At 72.3% G+C, this 19,744-nt stretch carries 13 protein-coding genes; 3 read left to right on the forward strand and 10 right to left on the reverse strand.

The window, feature by feature from the left end; all coding sequences use genetic code 11:
- Nucleotides 1-292: 292 nt before the first annotated feature.
- Both B056_RS0120775 and B056_RS0120780 read left to right on the forward strand, forming a co-directional pair.
- Nucleotides 293-1,987, forward strand: coding sequence for an MDR family MFS transporter (locus tag B056_RS0120775; protein ID WP_018503786.1), 1,695 nt, complete (start codon nt 293-295; stop codon nt 1,985-1,987).
- Nucleotides 1,988-1,994: 7 nt separating this feature from the next.
- A complete protein-coding gene (locus B056_RS0120780; RefSeq protein ID WP_018503787.1) occupies nt 1,995-2,687 on the forward strand; it encodes a TetR/AcrR family transcriptional regulator in 693 nt (230 codons plus the stop codon).
- 155 nt (nt 2,688-2,842) lie between these two features.
- On the opposite strand, the gene hpnH is transcribed toward B056_RS0120780, so the two are convergent.
- From hpnH to B056_RS0120830, 10 genes are all read right to left on the reverse strand, one after another.
- Nucleotides 2,843-3,850, reverse strand: a complete 1,008-nt coding sequence (hpnH, locus tag B056_RS0120785) for an adenosyl-hopene transferase HpnH (protein ID WP_018503788.1) — start codon at nt 3,848-3,850, stop codon at nt 2,843-2,845.
- 560 nt (nt 3,851-4,410) lie between these two features.
- Nucleotides 4,411-6,447 (reverse strand): 4-hydroxy-3-methylbut-2-enyl diphosphate reductase, encoded by a 2,037-nt coding sequence (ispH, locus tag B056_RS0120790; RefSeq protein WP_018503789.1) that lies wholly within the window; start codon nt 6,445-6,447, stop codon nt 4,411-4,413.
- Nucleotides 6,444-8,621: a terpene cyclase/mutase family protein gene (locus B056_RS0120795; RefSeq protein WP_018503790.1), complete on the reverse strand. Its 2,178-nt coding sequence runs from the start codon at nt 8,619-8,621 to the stop codon at nt 6,444-6,446. The genes ispH and B056_RS0120795 overlap by 4 nt, the downstream gene beginning before the upstream one ends.
- An 85-nt stretch (nt 8,622-8,706) precedes the next feature.
- The gene (locus B056_RS0120800; RefSeq protein WP_020572617.1) at nt 8,707-9,723 is read right to left on the reverse strand and encodes a polyprenyl synthetase family protein; all 1,017 of its coding nucleotides are present in this window, start codon (nt 9,721-9,723) and stop codon (nt 8,707-8,709) included.
- Complete coding sequence (gene hpnE, locus B056_RS37360) at nt 9,720-11,456, reverse strand: hydroxysqualene dehydroxylase HpnE (RefSeq protein ID WP_154677150.1); 1,737 nt, start codon at nt 11,454-11,456, stop codon at nt 9,720-9,722. The genes B056_RS0120800 and hpnE overlap by 4 nt, the downstream gene beginning before the upstream one ends.
- Nucleotides 11,453-12,355: a presqualene diphosphate synthase HpnD gene (gene hpnD / locus B056_RS0120810; protein ID WP_018503793.1), complete on the reverse strand. Its 903-nt coding sequence runs from the start codon at nt 12,353-12,355 to the stop codon at nt 11,453-11,455. Before hpnD ends, hpnE begins: the two co-directional genes overlap by 4 nt.
- Nucleotides 12,352-13,479, reverse strand: coding sequence for a squalene synthase HpnC (gene hpnC, locus B056_RS0120815; protein ID WP_018503794.1), 1,128 nt, complete (start codon nt 13,477-13,479; stop codon nt 12,352-12,354). Before hpnC ends, hpnD begins: the two co-directional genes overlap by 4 nt.
- A gap of 684 nt (nt 13,480-14,163) precedes the next feature.
- On the reverse strand, nt 14,164-14,892 hold the full coding sequence (locus tag B056_RS0120820; RefSeq protein WP_018503795.1) for an SDR family NAD(P)-dependent oxidoreductase: 729 nt from the start codon (nt 14,890-14,892) through the stop codon (nt 14,164-14,166).
- Between the two features lie 513 nt (nt 14,893-15,405).
- On the reverse strand, nt 15,406-15,939 hold the full coding sequence (locus B056_RS0120825) for a DUF192 domain-containing protein (RefSeq protein WP_154677151.1): 534 nt from the start codon (nt 15,937-15,939) through the stop codon (nt 15,406-15,408).
- A gap of 76 nt (nt 15,940-16,015) precedes the next feature.
- A complete protein-coding gene (locus B056_RS0120830) occupies nt 16,016-16,921 on the reverse strand; it encodes a TetR/AcrR family transcriptional regulator (protein ID WP_026239947.1) in 906 nt (301 codons plus the stop codon).
- Between the two features lie 291 nt (nt 16,922-17,212).
- Between B056_RS0120830 and B056_RS0120840 the strand changes: the two genes are divergently transcribed.
- The gene (locus B056_RS0120840) at nt 17,213-19,471 is read left to right on the forward strand and encodes an MMPL family transporter (RefSeq protein ID WP_018503799.1); all 2,259 of its coding nucleotides are present in this window, start codon (nt 17,213-17,215) and stop codon (nt 19,469-19,471) included.
- Nucleotides 19,472-19,744 lie beyond the last annotated feature (273 nt).

Here is a 19,744-nt window from a genome sequence, read left to right on the forward strand (position 1 = left end):
CCGCCGGGCGGGAGTCGGTCGGGAGCCCGGTGGCCTGTCGCCGGCCGCTCCCGACTGGTCACGGGAGCGCAAGCTCACACCCCTGCGGGGGGAAATTCGGCGCGGCCACTCCCCAACACCCCCCACCCCATGCTTTACTAAAATTTAGTTGTAACAACCAAGCAATAACCACCAAGTTGCAACAACCAAGCGATAACGACCAAGCAGTGGGGAACCAGTCACCAGGGAGCAGGCCACGTCGACCTCGATGACGCCGCCCCCCGGCTTGCCGCCGGGCGGCCAACCGCATGCCATGATCCGCAGCGCGCCGGGAGCGGGCGGTGACTCGCCAGAGGAGCGGCGCCAGCGCCGGGCCAGCCCGGCGGGGCTGACCCACCGCGAGACCATGCGGGCCCTCTCCGGCCTGCTGATGGCCCTGTTCGTGGCGATGATCTCGTCCACGATCGTGACGAACGCGCTGCCCAGGATCGTCTCCGATCTGCACGGCAGCTCGACCAGCTACACCTGGGTGATCACGGCGACGCTGCTGGCGATGACCGCCACCACGCCGATCTGGGGCAAGCTGGCGGACCTGTTCAACCGCAAGGTGCTGGTCCAGACGGCCCTCGGGATCTTCGTGGCCGGGTCCGTCCTGGCCGGGCTGTCGACGTCCACGAGCATGCTCATCGCGTTCCGGGTGGTGCAGGGCGTCGGGATCGGCGGGTTGTCGGCGCTGGTCCAGATCGTGATGGCGGCGATGATCGCGCCGCGTGAGCGCGGACGCTACAACGGCTACCTGGGCGCGACCTTCGCCGTGTCGACGGTCAGCGGTCCGCTTCTCGGCGGTGTGATCGTCGACATCCCGGGCCTGGGCTGGCGCGGCTGCTTCTACCTGAGCCTGCCGATCGCCATCGTCGCCTTCGTGATTCTCGCGCGGACGCTGCGGCTGCCCACGGTGCGCCGGGAGATCTCCATCGACTACGCGGGCGCGACCCTGATCGCCGCCGGGGTGAGCGCCCTGCTGATCTGGACGTCGCTGGCGGGGTCGAGCTTCCCGTGGATGTCGGCGCAGACGGCGCTGCTGCTCGGTGGGGGGCTGACGCTGCTCGCCGTGGCCGTCTGGGTCGAGGCGCGGGCCGCCGAGCCGATCGTCCCGCTGCGGCTGTTCCGTAACCGGACGGTCGTGCTGGCCGTGGCCGCGAGCGCCTGCGTCGGCACCGTCATGTACAGCGCGAACCTGCTGTTCAGCCAGTACTTCCAGCTCGGCCGCGGGGAGAGCCCGATCGCGTCGGGGCTGCTCACGGTGCCGATGGTGGGCGGCCTGGCCGTCGCGTCGCTGGTGGTGGGACGGGCCATCAGCCGCACCGGCTACTGGAAGCGCTACCTGATCGCCGGCACGATCCTGATCGGGACGGGCCTCGTCCTGCTGAGCACGATCAGCGAGCACACGAACCTCGTCGCGGTGTCGGTGTTCGCCAGCCTGGTGGGCGCCGGGCTGGGGATGACCCAGCAGAACCTGGTGCTCGCCGCGCAGAACTCCGCCGACACCGCCGATCTCGGGGTGACCAGCTCTACCGTGGCGTTCTTCCGCAGCGTCGGGGGGACGAGCGGCGTCGCGGCGCTCGGCGTGCTGCTCACGCACCGGGTCAGCTCGTCGTCCGTCGCCGGACTGCGCTCGCACGGCCTGCCGGCCGACACTCTTGGGGACGGCGGCTCCGTGCCTGATCCCACAGCACTGCCCGGCCCGGTCGCCGAGGTCGTGCACCACGCGTACGGGCTCGGCGTCTCCGACGTGTTCCTCGCCAGCACGCCGCTCGCGCTGCTCGCGCTGGTCGCGGTGCTGTTCGTGCCGGCCACCCGGCTGCGTTCCAGCGCGGGGGTCGCGGGCGGCGAACGTGTAACGCCCGAGCAGGCCCACCCCGGAGGGATCGCGCCGGACCCGGACGAGGATGTGGAACGGACCGCGTGGCGGGCGGCCGCCGGTGTCTCGGCCGAACCTGCACCATAATCAAGGGGTGACACGCAGCCGTCGGCCCGAACAGACGGCCGATACCCGACAGGCACTACTGGCCGCGGCAAGGCGCCGGTTCGCCGAACAGGGCTATGCCGCGACCGGCACCGAAGAGATCGTCGCGGACGCGCGGGTCACCCGGGGAGCGCTTTACCATCATTTCCGCGACAAGGCCGACCTGTTCCGCACGGTCATGGAACAGGTCGCGATGGAGGTCGCGGAGCAGCTGGTCGCGGGTGAGCTGGCCCGCGGCGCGGAGCTGCCCAGCGACGCCTGGACGCAGCTGCGTACCGGTTTCCAGTCGCTGCTGGACATCTCCACCACCGACAGCGACTTCCAGCGCATCGTGCTCATCGACGGCCCGGCGGTCCTCGGCAACGACGCCTGGGACCAGCTCGTCGAACAGCACGGCTACCGCCTGCTCTCGGAGTGGCTCGAGCGGGCCGTGGCCGAGGGCCGCATCGACCCGCTGCCGGTGGCACCGCTGACCCGGCTCGTCGCGGCGTTGCTGTCCGAGGCGAGCCTGTACACCGCGCGGGCGGCGGATCCCGACCGGGCCCGCACCGATGTCGGGATCGTGCTCGACCGTCTCCTGCGCGGTCTGGGCCGGCGTGGCGGCGACCTGGCCGACCAGCCCGCCGTCAGCGCCGGCGAACCCGCCGTCAGCGCCGGTGTTCCTCCCGCGTCCGACGACTGACCAACGAAGACATCCGGCCGCCTACCGCTGTCCCGCGGGCCCGTCCCGCGGGACAGCACGACGGTGGGAACGAAACGGGGCCGGCGAACGACAAACGCCGCCCCGACCCGTCTCCGGGTCGGGGCGGCGTTGTCGTCAACGCGCCGAGCTGGGTGTCAGGCACCCATCCGCGCGGCCCGGATGGACTCCTTGAGGGAACCCATCGTCGCCAGCACGGCGGACGTCTCATAGCCGCAGTGCGCCATGCAGTTGGCGCAGCGCGGGTCCTTGCCGCGGCCGTAGGCGTCCCAGTCCGTCGTCTCGACGAGCTCCTTGTAGGACGTCACGTACCCGTCCGACATCAGGTAGCAGGGCTTCTGCCAGCCGAACAGCGAGTAGCTCGGAATCCCCCACGCGGTGCAGGAGAGTTCCTTCTTGCCCTCGAGGAAGTCCAGGAAGACCGGCGAGTGGTTGAGGCGCCACTTCTTGCGCCGACCGTCGCCGAACACCTTCGAGAACATCTGCCGGGTCTCCTCGACCGCGAGGAAGTGCTCCTGGTCAGGAGCCTTCTCGTAGGCGTAGCCCGGCGAGAGCTGGATCTGGTCGACCTTGAGGTCGTCGTTCAGGAAGTTGATGATGTCGATGACATCCTGCGGGCTGTCGTTGTTGAAGAAGGTCGAGTTGCTGCCGACCTGGAAGCCCGCGGCCTTGGCCGCCTTGAAGGCCTCGATGCACTCGTCGAACGTGCCCGGCTTCTCGACGATCGCGTCGTGACGCTCCTTCAGCCCGTCGATGTGCAGCACGAAGGTGAAGTACGGCGACGGAGTGAAGTTCTTCAGCTTCTTACGGAGCAGCAGCCCGTTGGTGCAGAGGATGACGAACTTCTTGCGCTTCACGAGGGCGTTGACGATCTCATGCATCTGAGGGTGCATCAACGGCTCGCCGCCGGCGATCGCGACGACGGGCGCCCCGCACTCCTCCACCGCGGCAAGTGCGTCCTCGACGCTCATACGCTGCTTGAGGACGGACGCGGGGTGCTGGATCTTGCCACAACCCGTGCAGGACAGGTTGCAGGCGAACAGTGGTTCGAGCTCCAGAACGAGCGGAAAGTGCTTCCGGCGGAGCAGCTTCTGCTTCGCCAGATACGTTCCAACGCGGAGTGAGTACCGCCAGGCGACAGCCACGGCTCACGCCCCCCTTTCGTCGGCCGCTCAGAGGCGACCCGAGGTCTATGGGAAGACCATACAGCGTGTACGTACAGGCTGCATGTGGATCAGCGAATGAGCTCTGGCACACACCGCGGGCAAACAGCGGGCAGTCGCCGCGGATGTGTCGCCGAGAAGTCCGGCAGCCGACACCGCGAACACCGGCCAGAGGTCGGGACTCCCCGGGCGCACTACTGGTGGTGACCAGGACCAGGGCATTTACCGGCCTGTGGTCACCCTGCGCGAATCAGCTCCGGCGCCCGGTCCACAAATCCCGGAGGCGACGGCGGGCCCTTCCCGGTCGGTCGCCGGGTGAGTGACCTCCGGAGCCGGAGGTCCACTCTCCCGCCTGACATTTTCGCGACACGTACGCGGCCGGGCAGATACCCGAACGGGCCACTTACCCCGGCTTGATGTCAGGAATTGACCGTTGGCACGCCCGATGTCCGGAACCGGCCGGCAACGGCGACGGCCCGGGTTCGCATCGGAACCCGGGCCGCCGGCGCTGGAGCTGGCTGACGTCTGCCTGTCTGACCGCGTCATCTCCGTTCGGAGAGCGGTCGACGGACCTCCTTCGGCAGGTGGAAGGAGATCGATTCCGCGCCCACGGACCGGACCGACACCGAGGCCGACCCCAGCCCCGACAGGGCCGCCGTCAGCTCCTCGACGAGCAGCGGCGGCGCGGACGCCCCGGCGGAGATGCCGATGGTCCGCACCCCCTTGAGCCAGTGGAGCTGGACGTCCTCGACACTCTCGACGAGATGCGCGGCGGCGCCGTCCCGCTCGCTGACCTCGACCAGCCGGCGCGAGTTCGAGCTGTTCTCCGAGCCGACGACCAGGACGAGCTCCGCCTCGGCGGCCACCCGGCGGACCGCGTTCTGCCGGTTGGACGTCGCGTAGCAGATGTCGGCCGAGCCGGGGCCGACGACGGCCGGGAAGCGGTCGCGCAGCGCGTCGACGACCTCTTCGGCCTCGTCCACGGCGAGCGTGGTCTGCATGAGGTAGGTGACCCGCTCGGGATCCGCGACCGCGAGGTCCTCGACCGCCTCGGCGGACTCGACCAGCTGGATCCGCCCCGGCGCCTCGCCGAGGGTCCCGTCCACCTCCTCGTGACCGGAGTGTCCGATGAGCAGGACGGTGTCACCGCGCGCGGTGAACCGCCGCGCCTCGGCGTGCACCTTCTCCACCAGCGGACAGGTGGCGTCAATGACCGCCAGCTCACGCTCGCCCGCCTCGTCCCAGATCGCGGGGGCGACGCCGTGCGCGGAGAACACCACGGTCGCGCCGGGCGGGACCTCGTCCAGTTCCTCGACGAAGACCGCGCCGCGGCTGGCCAGGTCGGCCACGACGTGGGTGTTGTGCACGATCTGCTTGCGGACGTAGACCGGCGCGCCGTGGATCTCCAGCGCCCGCTCGACGACTTCGATGGCGCGCTCGACCCCGGCGCAGAAGGCGCGCGGCTCGGCGAGGAGCAGCCGCCGGCTGCTGACCGCCTCCACCCAGGTCCGGATCGCCGGGCCGAGCTGGTTGATCGTGCGCAGCCCGGCCACCCCGCGGCGGACCAGGTCGAGCCGGCCGAGCGGCTGGTCAGGGGTGTCCACGATCACCCGGATCACCGCGAACGGACGGGTGCCGGCACCGGGGGGGAGAGCGGCGGACTCCATGTCCACGGCGATGGCGCCGGTCGCGGCCAGCTCGGCGCGGACCGCTCCGACCGCCACCTGGGCCACCGACACGACCGGGCCGACGTGCACCCGCAGGCCGGCCCGGCGCAGCTCGCCGGCCAGCAGCGGGGCGGTCGGGCAGGTCCCGGTCACCGTGCCGTCGGCGAGGCGCACCTCGCTCGCGACGACCACGTCACCGGGCTTCGTCTCGGCGGTCAGCCCGCCGGCGAGACCGACGACGGCCACCGCGTCCGGCCGGGCGTCGCGGATCACGCGGTTCGCGCGGTGCGCCTTGTCGGGACCCATCCCGGTCCGCACGATCACGGTGCCGGGCGGCAGGTCCGCCCGCCCGATCGCGAAGCCCTCGAGGCGCAGCGGCGCGGCGATGACGAGGCGCGGCGTGCGGGGCGCCGGCTGGACCGGCGACCCCTTGGCCCCCATCGCGCGGACGCGGGCCGGGGTCACGTCCTCGGCCGGCCCCCCGTGCTCGGCCGCGGTCCCCGCCGCGGCCACCGCCCGGGTCGCCAGCGGGCTCGCGACCGGGGCCGCCCCCCGCCGGAACCCGGCCGACGGCAGCGCCGAACCGGCCCGCGACGGTCCACCGGCCGGCGGCACCGCTCCGGCCTGCTCGGGGATGGCCGCCCGCGGCGCCGCACCGGTGTGCACCGCGGCACCCGCGGGCAGCACCGGCGCCGGCGCCACCGCCGGTACGACCGGCGAGGCGGGCACGACCGATGACGCCGGCACGACGGGCGACATGGACGAGGCGGGCACGACGGGCGACGCGGGCCGCACGGCGGCCGGGCCGAAGCCCGGCGGTCCGATGCTCTGCGCCGCGCCTTCGCGCGGGGTGACGGGGGGCGAACCGCCGAGGTCGGCGTCGCCCCCGTTGTCTGCTGCCGGGATGCTCATGACGTCGACCTGCCGGTGAGGGTCACGTACCGACCGAGTGCCGTCACGGGAAACACCAGCCGGTACAGGTGATAGTTGATGGAGAAGTCCCAGGGGAAGCCCGTGCCGGTGAACTGCGGCTCGTCCCAGGTGCCGTCGGCGCGCTGGGTGTCGCAGAGCCAGCGCACGCCGCGCTCGACCGCCGCCCACTCCGCGGTGCCGGACGCCGGTTCGGCGGCCAGCAGCGCCAGCAGCGCCCAGGCGGTCTGCGAGGCGGTCGGCTCCCCGCGCCCGATCCACTTCTCTTCGCGGTAGGAGCGCAGGTCCTCGCCCCAGCCGCCCTCGGGCGTCTGGTGCTCGACCAACCAGTGCATCGCGGAGACGATCGCCGGGTGCTCCGCGCTGACCCCCGCGGAGATCAGCGCCGGCACGACCGCACCGGTGCCGTAGACGTGGTTCACGCCCCAGCGACCGAACCACGACCCGCCGGCCTCCTGGTTGTCCAGCAGCCAGCGGACCCCGCGCTGGGTGATCGGGTGGTCGGAGCGGCCCAGCAGCGCGAGCATCTCGACCATGTGCGCGGTGACGTCCGCCGACGGCGGGTCGACGACCTCGCCGAAGTCGCAGAACGGGATCTTGGTGACCAGGGTGCGCACGTTGTCGGCGTCGAACGCGGCCCAGGCCCCGTTCGACGAACGCATGCCCACCGACCAGTCGACGCCCCGTTCCGCGGCGGCGCGCAGCCGGGCGGCGAGCTCCGGGTCCGCGGCGGCGATCGTGCCGGTCGCGGCGGAGGCCGCCGAGGCAGCCGCCGAAGCGGCGGCCGAGCCGGGGCCGGAGCCGTCGGAGTGGTCCACCGGGCCGTGGCCGTCACCGAGCAGGCGGCGGATGGCGATGACCACCTCGGCGGTGTCGTCGACGTCCGGGTAGAAGTCGTTGTCGAACTCGAACGCCCAGCCGCCCGGCGCGAGGGTGGGACGGCGCACCGCCCAGTCACCGGCGACGAGCACCTCCTCGTCGGCGAGCCAGCGACCGGCCCGGACCATCGCCGGGTGGTCACCGCCCAGGCCGGCGTCCGCGAGCGCGACGACGGCCAGCGCCGTGTCCCAGACCGGCGACTGGCACGCCTCGATGCGGCGCACCGTGCCCTCCGGGGTCTCCTCGCGGATCGTGAACCGGTCGAGGGCGCGGAACGCCATCGAGATCACCGGGTGGTTCAGGGGGTAGCCCATGAGGTGCAGGGCCATGATCGAGTAGACCATCGGCGGCTGGATGCCGCCCCAGCAGCCGTCCGCCTCCTGCCGGGCGATCACCCACTCCGCGGCGCGGCGCAGCGCGAGCCGGCGCAGTGGCTGGAAGGGCCGCTTCTCGTAACGGTGCAGCACCGCGTCGAGCCGTTCGAACGCGCCGGCCCAGCTGCGCACCGGCGACTTCGGCGCCTTGGGTGCCGGGACCCGCAGCTCGTCCAGGGTGAACCCGAACGAGCGCACCGGCCGCAGCGAGCCGACGATCGTCAGCGCCACCACGGTCTGGCGGGCCCAGCAGGCGAAGTCGTAGATGTTCAGCGGGAACCACGGCGGCAGGAAGGTCATCTCCGCCGGCAGCACCGGGACGTCGTCCCAGGACCACTCGCCGAACAGCGCCAGCCAGATCCGGGTGAACACCCGGGCGGCGGCGATGCCACCCGCGGAGCGCACCAGCTCGGCGGCGGAACGCATGTGCGGGGCGTCCGGGTCGTCCCCGGCGAGCCGCAGCGCGACGTAGGCCTCGATGGTGGTCGACAGGTCGGACGGGCCGCCGTAGAAGGTGGCCCAGCCGCCGTCGGAGAGCTGCTGGGAACGGATCCAGCGTCCGGTCTCAGTGGCCGTGGACGGGGTCAGGATGCCGAGGAACTGCCGAAGCATGAGGTCCTCGGCGTCCATGGTGACGTTGGTCTCCAGCTCGCCCTTCCACCAGCCCTCCTCAGCCTGCAGGGAGAGCAGATGGTCGCGGCCGCGGCGCATCGCGTCCACCGCCGGGTCGGCCGGCGCGCCGGTCGACACCGGGTCGGTCGACACCGGGTCTGTCAGCACCGCGCCGGCGGGCGCGAACGATCCGGCGTCCGCCGACGGCCGTGCCACCGACGGGCTCGGGATCTTCGGGTTCTGCGCCGCGGCCGTCGGGGCAGCCGAGGACTGGTCCGAGGTCAGGCTCATCGACGACTCCCCTCGTCGTATATGTACTGGTCGTGCGGATGACCGCCGGGAGACCGGCGGGCGGGTACTGCCACCTCGCTCCCCCTCAGCGATCTCGTTCGGTCACGAACCGCGCCATCGCCAGCAGTTCCGCCTCGGCCGACGCCGGGATCGAGATCGAACGCAGCGCGTTCTCACACGCCTTGAGCTGGCGGTCCGCCTCGGCCGTGGTCCAGTCGCGGCCACCGGCCCGCTCGACCAGGGCCGCGATGCGGTGCAGGTCGTCCTCGGAGGCCTCACCCTCCTCGGTGAGGAAGGCCCGCAGCTCGTCGGCGTCGGCTCCGCCCGCCTCGAGCGCGACGACCACCGGCACCGACTTCTTCCGTGAGCGCAGGTCGTTGAGCACCGGCTTGCCGGTCACCGCCGGGTCGCCCCAGATGCCGAGCAGGTCGTCGATGAGCTGGAAGGCGGTGCCCAGCCGCGAGCCGTACTCGGCGAGGCCGTCGACGACCTCGTCGGGCGCGCCGGCGAGGACCGCGCCGAGGGAGGCCGAGCAGGCCAGCAGAGCGCCGGTCTTGCCGTCCTCCATGTGCAGCGTCTCCGCCACCGAGACGTCCGAGCGGCTCTCGAAGAGGAGGTCCTCGGCCTGCCCGCGGACCAGGTCCTGGACGCCCGCGCCGAGGATCACCGCGGCGCGCCGGCCCGGCTCGCCCTCCACCTCGAGCAGGACCTGGGTGGCGAGACCGAGCAGCGCGTCACCGGCGAGGATGGCGCCGTCGGCACCGAAGACCGTCCAGGCGGTGGCCCGGTGGCGGCGCTCGCGGTCGCCGTCCATCAGGTCGTCGTGCAGCAGTGAGAAGTCGTGCACCAGCTCGACCGCGACCGCGGCCGGCAGGCCGACCTCGGCCGGGGCGCCGGCCGCCTCGGCGGAGAGCAGCGCGAGCGCGGGCCGGACGAGCTTGCCGCCGCTGCCGGACAGCGGCTCACCGGCCGCGTCCACCCAGCCGCGGTGGTAGGCGACGACGTGGCGCAACCGGGGGTGGAGCCGGTCCACCGTGGCGCGCAGCGCGGGCACCGCCAAGGCACGCCCGCGCTCGATCGCTTCCGGAACCGTTGTGGTCATACCGGGAATCCCCCCGTGGACTGAGACGTCTCTGTCTGGGCCGTCGCTGTGTGTGGCGTCGCTGTGTGTGGCGCCGCCGGTTCAGCCGCCGTCGCCGCGGCGCTGACCGTCCGCACGTCCACCGTGCCTGCCTCCGTCGCGACGGCGGAGGCCGGGGTGAGACCTTCGGTGTCCCCAGAACGGGTCGGTGTCTCGCCGCGCGACTCGCCACGTTGCCCAGGCGGGCCGTGGCCGACCGCAGACAGTGTGCTCCCAGCTACCCCCATGCCGGCGAGCGTCTCACGGGCAGCAACGATCCCGCTACGCACAGCGCCTTCCATGGTCGCCGGCCACCCGGTGTCCGTCCAGGTGCCGGCCAACGCGAACCCGGGCAGGCTGGTCGCCTGATCCGGGCGCAACCCGAGCGAACCGGGCGCCTGCCGGAAGGTCGCGGTGCGCTCCCTGGTCACGAAGACCTCGAGCAGCTCGGCGGCCCGGGCAGCCGGGAACAACCGGCGCATCTCCTCGACGAACAGCTTGCGCAGGTCGTTCGCGGGCTGGTCGACCCATTCCTCCGCCGCCGACTGCGACAGCGCGAGGTACTGGGCCCCGGGCGGGCCCACCTCGGCGAGGCCGGAGGAGACCGTCCGGTCGAAGATCCACTGGATCGGCGAGCCGACGACCGCGAGCATCGGGCCGTCGAGCACCGGCCGATCGAAGATCATGTGCACGTTGATGATGGGCGAGACGCCGAGCTCGCGCAGCTTCGCCGGGTCGACGCCGGAACCCTCGGGCAGCAGGCCGGCGGCGGCCGGCGGCGGGACCGCCAGCACCACCCCGTCCGCGGTCAGGACCTCGCCGCCGTCCAGGGTGACCTCCCACCCGGTCGCCGACCGGGTGATCGCCCGGGCCTTGGTCGCCGTGCGGACCGTGCCGCCCGCCGCCTCCAACGCCCGCACCGCCGCGTCGCCGTGCAGCTCCTGCAACGGGGCCTCGGGCCAGCCCAGGTCACCCGCATCGGCCCCGTCGAGCAGGCCGGTGCGGACCACCTTGGCGGCCAGGCCGAGCGAGGCCTCGGCGGCCGGCGCGTTGAGGGTGGCGACGGTCAGCAGCTCCCACAGCGCCTCGGTGGCCGCGGCGCTCTGGCCGTGCCGGCCGAGCCAGCCGCCGAAGGAGTCACCGTCCACCGAGGGGTCCCGCTGGTCGAGGCGGCCGATCCGGAAGGCCGCCAGCGCCGCGCGGATCCGGTCGACGGGCGGGATCGCCCGGTACCCCAGCAGGGCCGGGGCGAGGTGCAGCGGGGCCGGCAGCGGCACCCTGGTCCGGCGCAGCCTGGTCCGGGTCAGCGAGTCGGCGATCAGCACCTCGACGTCCAGCCGGTCCTGGAGCGTGGTGAGGTGGGTGACCCCCAGGCGGGCCAGCAGCCCGCGGTAGGCGGTGCAGCACCGCATGAACACGTGCTGACCGGTGTCGATCCACAGCGTGCCGTCCTGGAACTTGCGCTGGAACGAGGTCGTCGCCCCGCCCAGCCGCGGCCGGGCCTCCAGCAGCACCGCCTCGGCGCCCTCGTCCGCCGCGACCAGCGCGGCGGCGATGCCGGCGAGGCCGCCGCCGACGACGACCACCCGCCGCCCCCGCGCCGCGGCACCGGCCCCCGTCCCGGTGCCGGCTCCCGTCCCGGGGCCGCTTCCGCTTCCGGTCCAGGTTCGAGTTCCCGACCGGTCGCCCGGCCGCGTGTCCCCCTCGGTGCTCATGCCGCTCTCGCCTCCGTTCTGCCGGCGAGGCTGCGAGCGGCCACGACCGCCTTCTCCCAGCCCGGCAGGGACAGCCGGCGTTCCAGGACCGCGGTCGGGTCCTGCCGGATGCGCCGGTTCAGGCGCAGGTAGATCCCGGCCATGGCACCGCAGCAGGCGGCGCTGCGCCGGTCGAGCAGGCCGAGCAGCGCCAGGCCCCGCGAGTACCACTCGTCGGCCCGCGCGGCACAGTCGCGCAGGTAGTCCACCAGCGCGTCCTCCGGCCCGCCGAGACGCCCGGCCGGGCTCACCACCAGGGTGACGCCGGCCTTCTCCAGCTCCGTCGAGGGCAGGTAGATCCGGCCGTTGAGGAGGTCCTCGCGGACGTCGCGCAGGATGTTGGTCTGCTGCAGCGCCACGCCGAGCGCGTCGGCGATCTCCGCCGAGCGGGCGTCGCCGGCCGAGCCGTCCACGCCGAAGATGCCCAGCGAGAGCCGGCCGATGGTGCCCGCGACCAGTCGGCAGTAGCCGACCATGTCGTCGAACGTCTCGTAGGTGGCCCCGTGCACGTCGCTCTCGACCCCGTCGGCCAGCTCGATGAAGGCCTCCATCGGGACGGGGAAGCGGCGCGCGGTGTCCGCGAGGGCCACCATCACCGGGTCGGAGCTGTTGATGTCCAGCGCGCGGACGTCGGCGCGGACCTTCTCCAGCCCGGCGAGCTTCTCGTCGTTCGGCAGGTCGCCGTCGCCGATGTCGTCGAGGCGGCGCGCCAGCGCATACACCGCGGACAGCGCGCCGCGCTTCTCGGCGGGCAGCAGCCGGATGCCGTAGCTGAAGTTGCGCGCGGCCTCCCGCGTCAACGCCTCGCAGGAGGCATAGGCCTCGGCGACGGTGGAGCTGCCCGGCACACCCGCGCTCATCTGGCACCCTCCGGGACGTCGACGTCGGACCCGGCGGGCGCCGGAGCCGGGACGGCACTCGCCACCGCGGCGCCCCCGCCGGGGGCGGTGGTGGCGGGAACGGTGCCGCCGGGAACAGCGGTGGTACTGGAAGCCGCGGCGGCGGTGCTGGAAGCCGTGGTGCTGGGAGCCGTGGTGCTGGGAGCCGTGGCGGCGGTGCCGGCGGCGCGGGCGGCCGCGGCCTGCCCGGGCACCAGCGACCGGGCCCACGCGGCCGCGGCGAAGGCCGCCATCCGAGGCTTGGGGGCCTTGGGCGCCCCGCCGAGCATGTCGTAGTCGGCGCGGCGGATCGCGTCGAGCGCGGCCCGGCCGCCCCCCACGAATCCGGCCATCGCCAACCGCAGCCGGCCGCCGACCAGGTTCACCAGCGGTGCCCCCTGGTCCAGCAGGGTCCGGGCCCGGGCCACCTCGAAGGCCATCAGGTGCCGTACCGCGGGCGAGGCGACCGGCGCGGCCAGGTCGGCCTCGGTCACCCCGAACGCGTCCAGGTCCTCCAGCGGCACGTAGATCCGGCCGGCCTCGAGGTCCTCGGCGACGTCCTGGAAGTGCTCGGCGAGCTGCAGCGCGGTACAGATGCGGTCGGACAGCGCGATCCGCGCCGGGGTCGCCAGACCGAACACCCCGAGCACCATGCGGCCGATCGGATCCGCCGACAGCGTGCAGTACCGCACGAGGTCCTCGTAGGTGTCGTACCTGGTGACGACCTGGTCCTGCCGGTTGGCCTGCACAAGCCGCCGGAACGGCTCGGCCGGCAGGTCGCAGGCCCGCACGGTGCGCGCGAGCCGACGGTGGACGGGCAGCTTCGGCTCGCCGCCCGACCAGATCAGCTCGAGGTCGGCGGCAAGCTCGTCGAGCAGTGCCAGGCGGTCACCGGGGGCCTCGTCGCCGATGTCGTCGACGAGACGTCCGAAGACGTACAGCGCGTTGAGGTGATCGCGGGTCGCGGCGGGCAGCAGCCGCGAGGCGACCGGGAAGTTCTCGGCGGGCGCGGCCAGCAACACCTGCTCGGTGGGCGTGGTGAGGTCGGTCGCGCCGGGGTGGGCAGACGGTCGCGGTGGGCCGGTTCGGGCGTCGATTGCGGTCATACGCCTCTCCTTAACGTGGCGGTCTGCGCTCCGGGTGCGCGGTGCGGTGTGCGTCGTGTGCGTCGTCCGTGCGGTGGTGGCACGTGCCGGTCGTGGCGCGTGCCGGCCGCCGGTACGCGCCGGGTCGCCGCCAGCCGCCTCCGGTGACCGGGTGGACGCGGCCGGTGGGCACCGGTCGGACCGCCGCCGCGAGGGCCGGAGGAGGCTTGGTCCCGGTGACGGAGCCCGGTCGTCGGGACGGAGTCCGGTCTCGGTAGCGTGACCGGGTCACCCGGTTCCGTGGCCCGTCCCGGCACCGCTTCCAAATCCCCGCCGCCGGCTCCCCGCCGCCGACGCACCCACTCGATCAGGTGACGACGCGGCGAGCCACTCGACAGGCACCTCCGGGGACCTCCCAGGTTGTGTTCGACGGCGACCTGGTCAGCGTTTCGGTCAGGCGGAGCGCGAACCCGGGCGGTGGTCCACCCGGACAGAGCACGCCATGGTCAGGGGCGCGGCGGACGGCATTCCCGGAGTCGGGTGCCCGGGGCAACGGGCACCCTCCCGGTCCGCGGACGGACCGCCCCCACCGCCGCTGGGACGGCGGGGGCGCGCCGCGGGGAGTCGCCGCGCCGCCGGTGACGGTGCCACCGGCGGCGACTCAGTAGTCGACCTGCTCACTCACCTCCCGGGCCGGCCTCGGACTCATCCGAAGACACCGGCCAGGCGGCGGTACAGAGAGGGAGCCGCGCCATGCACGCGCGCGGCCGCGGACAACCACCGTGGCACCCACACTTCGGCGTCTCCCCGACCGGCGGCAGCGATCATGCGCTGCGCCACCAGACCGGCCGGGATGGGACGCGGCCACCGGCGCACATACGGTGCGCCACGCCGGTGGAAGAAGGGGGTGTCTACCACTCCCGGTAAACACAACGTCACGCTGATGCCGCGTCCAGCTACTTCGGAGCGAAGCGCGTCGGCGAAGCCCAGCATCGCCGCCTTCGTGGCCGAGTACACGACCTCACCCCGCACGCCGAGCGCACCGGCGACACTGCCGACCAGGAGGATTCGCCCCTCCCCCCGGTCGAGCATCGCCGGCAGCATCGCCCGGACCAGCATCATCGGGGCCAGGATGTTCACGGCGACGAGATCGTTGATGGCGGATGGGGGCATCACGTCGAACGGCCCCGCGGCCCCCAGGCCCGCCGAGCAGATCACCAGGTCCACGTCGCCGAGCAGCTCCGCGGCGCGGGAGGCCACCGTGACCTCGGAGCCGGGACGTGCGAGGTCCACGGCGATCCGATGGCCCTGTGTCGCGGCCGCCACCTCGTCCAGAGCCGGGCCGTTCCGCCCGACCAGGAGCGATCGGCAGTTCTGGTCGGCGAGCAGGAGCGCCGCCTCCCGGCCGATGCCGGAGCTGGCTCCGGTCACCACGGCTGTCCGTGGTGGCCATCCCCCCGGCGAGGCGGATCGCGCACCGCTGGACACGACGGTCAGGCCCCCCTCGCGGGCAGCTGCGCGGGGCCGGGTGTTCACGGCCCACCACCTCGGGTCACACGGTCCCCCCCGTGGTCCCGTTCCGGCACAGGTTTCACGTCACCTACTGCTTCCGTTTATGTCGCCCTCCACCATCGGCGTTCCACGTGTGGCGGGATCAGACCTGCGCTCCCGCCCACCGCCGGCTCGCTTCGAGCGGCTCCACCATTTCATCGTCCCGAGGCCGGGTCGTCCATCGTCAGATGGACGACATCGGACCTTAGCTCCCTTACCACACATTCCTGAGACCAGCGGCAGACCAGATGCGGATTCACCTCACCGAAGCCACCAGTCAATTCCACCCAGGTTTTCGGCGTGGAATGACACAGCATTGACATCTACCGGACATGGAGACGTAGCTCACGCCCGTGGGAGCCACCACACCTGCCGACCATCGGCTACACCCTGCCGTCAGTCCGAACCGATCGCCACCGGATCACCGGTGGCGACTCCGGCGAAGGTGTGTGCCGGTGCCTCCACTGCGTGTGTGTATGCCCCGTCCGGGTAGTAGACCGGGCAGGCCGAAGGATCGTCGCCCGAACACGGCGTCATCTCCCGCACGCTGACAACCCTACCGTCCCGGACAAACATGATCGAAAGAGGCAGCAACGTCCGGAACATGTAGAAGCCGGACGTCGTCTCACCGCCAAAATCAAAGATCATGCCGTGGTCGGGCGGAAGCCAGGTCCGATACATCAGGCCACGGCGCCGCTCGTCGTCACTGTCGGCGACTTCCGCCGTGACCATCAGGTCACGAACCCGAACGGTGACGGTCCGGGTGACCGCCCCCGACGCTCCCGCGCCCGTCAGGTTCCGGGCAGCCGCGCCGGGCGGCTCGGGCACCGGCACACTGCCGGTACCCGTGAGCCCGGCGCACGCCGCCACGGCGGACGCCAGGGCGACCGCCGCGAGCAGCGCGCCGGCCGCCTGTCGGCTGGCCGACATCCCACTGGCCGGCACCCCGCCGGTGCCATGACGCGGGGGGACGACGGGCCCGTGGGCCGCGTCGCCCCGCCACCCGTCACCGCGCCGGCGGGTCCACCGGCCGCTCGGGTCCGAGCGCGGCAAGAGCAGCCTCCACGATCACACGCTGAAGTTCGGTCGGCAGCAGCGGCGCGAGTGGGGACAGCGCACCGACGCCGCCCGGAGCGCGGACACCCCTGTCCTGTCCTACCTGTCCTGGGGTGTCAGTCACGGTGCGCACCGGGCGGGCGTCGCCGGCCGTCCGGATGCCGTCCGCCGCGGGAGTACCCGGCTGCGATGCCGGTACCGCCGCGCCGTTCGGAACAGCCGCGCCGCCACATCCAGTAAAGCCGCTCAGCGCCTGGATGCCGCGCGCGATCCCCACGCCGGTGGTGGTGGCGCTGGTGGCGGCGTCAGTGGCGGCGCGTCCGGCGCCGGGGACCTCGGCCGTGCCCGCGGCGCCCCGGACCCGCTCGAGGGCGGCGCCGAGGACCCCGCTCTGGATGCACCCGATCGCGCAGCGGGCCCGCAGCATCCGGACCGGGGTGGGATCCGCGCCGGCGATCGCCCGGACGATCACCTCCTGCTGGGAGGTGATGTCGTCCTTGCCGATCCGTCGGTGCAGCACCGACGGATCGTTCGCGAAGGCGCAGAGCACTCCCCCGGTCTCCACCAGCAGGGCGACCATTCCCTCGAGGACGACCCGCGGCGGCGGCGGCGGATCCTGGCGGGCGAGCTCGACCAGTTGCCCCAGCCTGGAGACGAACGGGGAGATCAACGCGTCAAGGATCGTCTCCTTGGACGAGAAGTGGTAATAAAGCGCGGCCTTCGTCACTCCGAGTCGCTCAGAGATGTCACGGACCGAGGTACCCGCATAACCTCGTTCCGCGAAGAGCTCCACAGCGGCCGACAGGATCCGCGCGCGAGTGTCCACCCCCTGCGGACGCACGTGCCCAGCGACCATCAGCTCCGCACCCCCAGAGGACGAGTCAGCCGCGAATGTTACTCTGACTCCTACCTACTGAACGATCGGTAAGTTGGTAGCCGACCGGATCCTCCGACCAGGGTCCACTCGGTCGGTCCACTCGATCACGTCCACCTCGATCACGTCCGTCTCTATCCGGTCCGCCAGGTCCGCGACGAACGCCGCTGCCGACCAGATCGATCAGGTCGACCAGATCGACCAGTAAGTCAGGTGGCAGAACAGCCACCGACCAGCCACAGACCGGCACAACCAGCATCTCGAGGGGAAATCGTGGCAACGCTCGCGCGCTGGTGCTTCCAGCACCGCCGGCTCGTCCTGTTCCTGTGGATCACCGCCCTCGTGGGGCTGACGGCGCTCGGCCGGGTGACGGGCAGCGACTACAAGGACGCCTTCTCCCTGCCTGGGACCGACTCCCAGAAGGCCATCGACATCCTCGAACGCGACTTCCCGGCACAGTCCGGCGACAGCGCGTCCATCGTGCTGCACGCCCGCAGCGGGGCGTTGAGCGATCCCGCGCTCGAGTCACGCGCGACGGAGATGCTGACGAAGATCGCCGACCTGCCGCACGTCGCCGAGGTGGTCAGCCCGTTCACCGCCGACGGCGAGGGCCAGAGCAACCCCGACGGCACCACCGCCTTCGCGACCGTCGCGCTCGACCTGCCCGGCAACGAGCTGCCGCTCGACGACATCGAGCGCGTGGTCGACACGGCCCGCTCCTACGACTCCGGTGCGCTGCAGGTCGAACTGACCGGGCAGGTCGTCTCCATCGTCGAGCAGCCGGCGCAGAGCGCGAGCGAGCTCATCGGTGTCGTCGCCGCCGCGGTCATCCTGTTCCTCGCCTTCGGCTCCCTGCTCGCGGTGACCCTCCCCCTGCTCACCGCGATCATGGCGCTCGGCGTCGGCATGGCCCTCATCGTCCAGGTCTCGCACCTGACGACCGTCGCGGAGTTCAGCACCATGCTGGCGACGCTGATCGGCCTCGGCGTCGGCATCGACTACGCCCTGTTCATCGTCAACCGCCACCGCATCGGCCTGCGCGCCGGCCGCACGCCGGAGGAGGCCGCCGTCACCGCGGTCAACACCTCCGGCCGCGCCGTGATCTTCGCCGGCATGACGGTCTGCATCGCGCTGCTGGGCCTGTTCGCGCTCGGTGTGACCTTCCTCTACGGGGTCGCCCTCGCCGCGGCCCTGACCGTCGCGATGACGATGCTCGCCTCGGTCACCCTGCTGCCCGCCCTGCTCGGCTTCTACGGGTCGAAGGTGCTCAGCCGCCGGCAGCGGCGGCGGATGGCCGAGCACGGCCCCGAGCCGGAGCAGCCCTCCGGGTTCTGGTGGCGGTGGGCCAAGGGCGTGGAACGCCGCCCGGCGGTGCTCGCCCTGCTCAGCGCCGGTGTGATCGTCCTGATCGCGATCCCGTTCCTGTCGCTGCGGCTCGGCTCGTCCGACCTCGGGAACGGCGCCGACACCAAGACCAGCAAGCGCGGCTACGACCTGCTCGCCGACGGCTTCGGCCCCGGTTTCAACGGCCCGTTCATGCTGGTCACCGAGATCAACTCGCCGGCTGACCTGCAGACCATGAACCGGGCCGTCGAGGCGGCCCGCGGGGCGGAGGGTGTCGCCTCGGTGACCCCGCCGCGCCAGAGCCCGAACGGCCACGCCGCGATCGCCACTCTCTACCCGACGACGAGCCCGCAGGCGGCCGAGACCGCCACCCTGCTCGACCGGCTGCGCGACGACGTCATCCCGCAGGCCACCGGGAACACCGCCTCCCCGGTCTACGTCGGCGGCATCACCGCGGTCTTCGAGGACTTCTCCGGGGTCCTGACGAGCAAGCTGCCGCTGTTCATCGGGATCGTCGTGGTCCTCGCGTTCCTGCTGCTGGTCGTGGTCTTCCGCAGCCTGCTCATTCCGCTGACCGCCTCGCTGATGAACCTGCTGGCGGTGGGCGCTGCCTTCGGCGCCGTGGTGGCCGTGTTCCAGTGGGGCTGGCTGTCGGACCTGCTCGGCATCAGCCCCGGGCCGATCGAGTCGTTCCTTCCGGTCATGCTCTTCGCGATCCTGTTCGGGCTTTCCATGGACTACGAGGTGTTCCTGGTCAGCCGGATGCACGAGGAGTGGACGGCCCGGCGGGACAACCGCATCGCGGTCTCCCTCGGCCAGGCCGAGACCGGCCGGGTCATTTCCGCCGCCGGCGCCATCATGACCCTGGTGTTCGCGTCGTTCATCCTCGGCGACGACCGGGTCATCAAACTGTTCGGCCTCGGCCTGGCGCTCGCGATCCTGCTGGACGCGTTCGTCATCCGCACGATTCTGGTGCCGGCCCTCATGCACCTGTTCGGCCGCGCGAACTGGTGGCTGCCGAAGGGCCTCGACCGGGTCCTGCCGCACGTCTCCGTGGAGACCGCGGAGGACATCGAGGAGATCCGCCACACGCCGCTGCCCGCGGACGCGATCGGTGACGGCGTGCCCGAGCAGCCGCACCGCCCCGGCGACGGCCGGGACGCCACCGAGCCCGAGCGCACCCACTAGTACTGCAACGGCACTTGTGGGTGTCCTCGCCGTCGGTAGTGGCAGCGTCTGGCCTGGTGTTGACGGCGTCTGCGCCAGGTCGACCAGGCCCAGACGAAGGCGGGTGGGTGGAGCCGGTGGAGGAGGGTGGCGATCAGTCTGCGGATCTCCGGTACTGTCAGTCCGATCATGTCCTGACAGGTGTGGGTGCTGCCCCTTTTACCTGCTCGGCGCGGACGGCGGCGAGGGTGGCGTAGGCGAGCATGGACAGGGTGATGTGGGCGTACCAGGCCC

Source organism: Parafrankia discariae, from assembly GCF_000373365.1.
In the GTDB taxonomy this organism is placed as follows: Bacteria; Actinomycetota; Actinomycetes; order Frankiales; family Frankiaceae; genus Parafrankia; species Parafrankia discariae.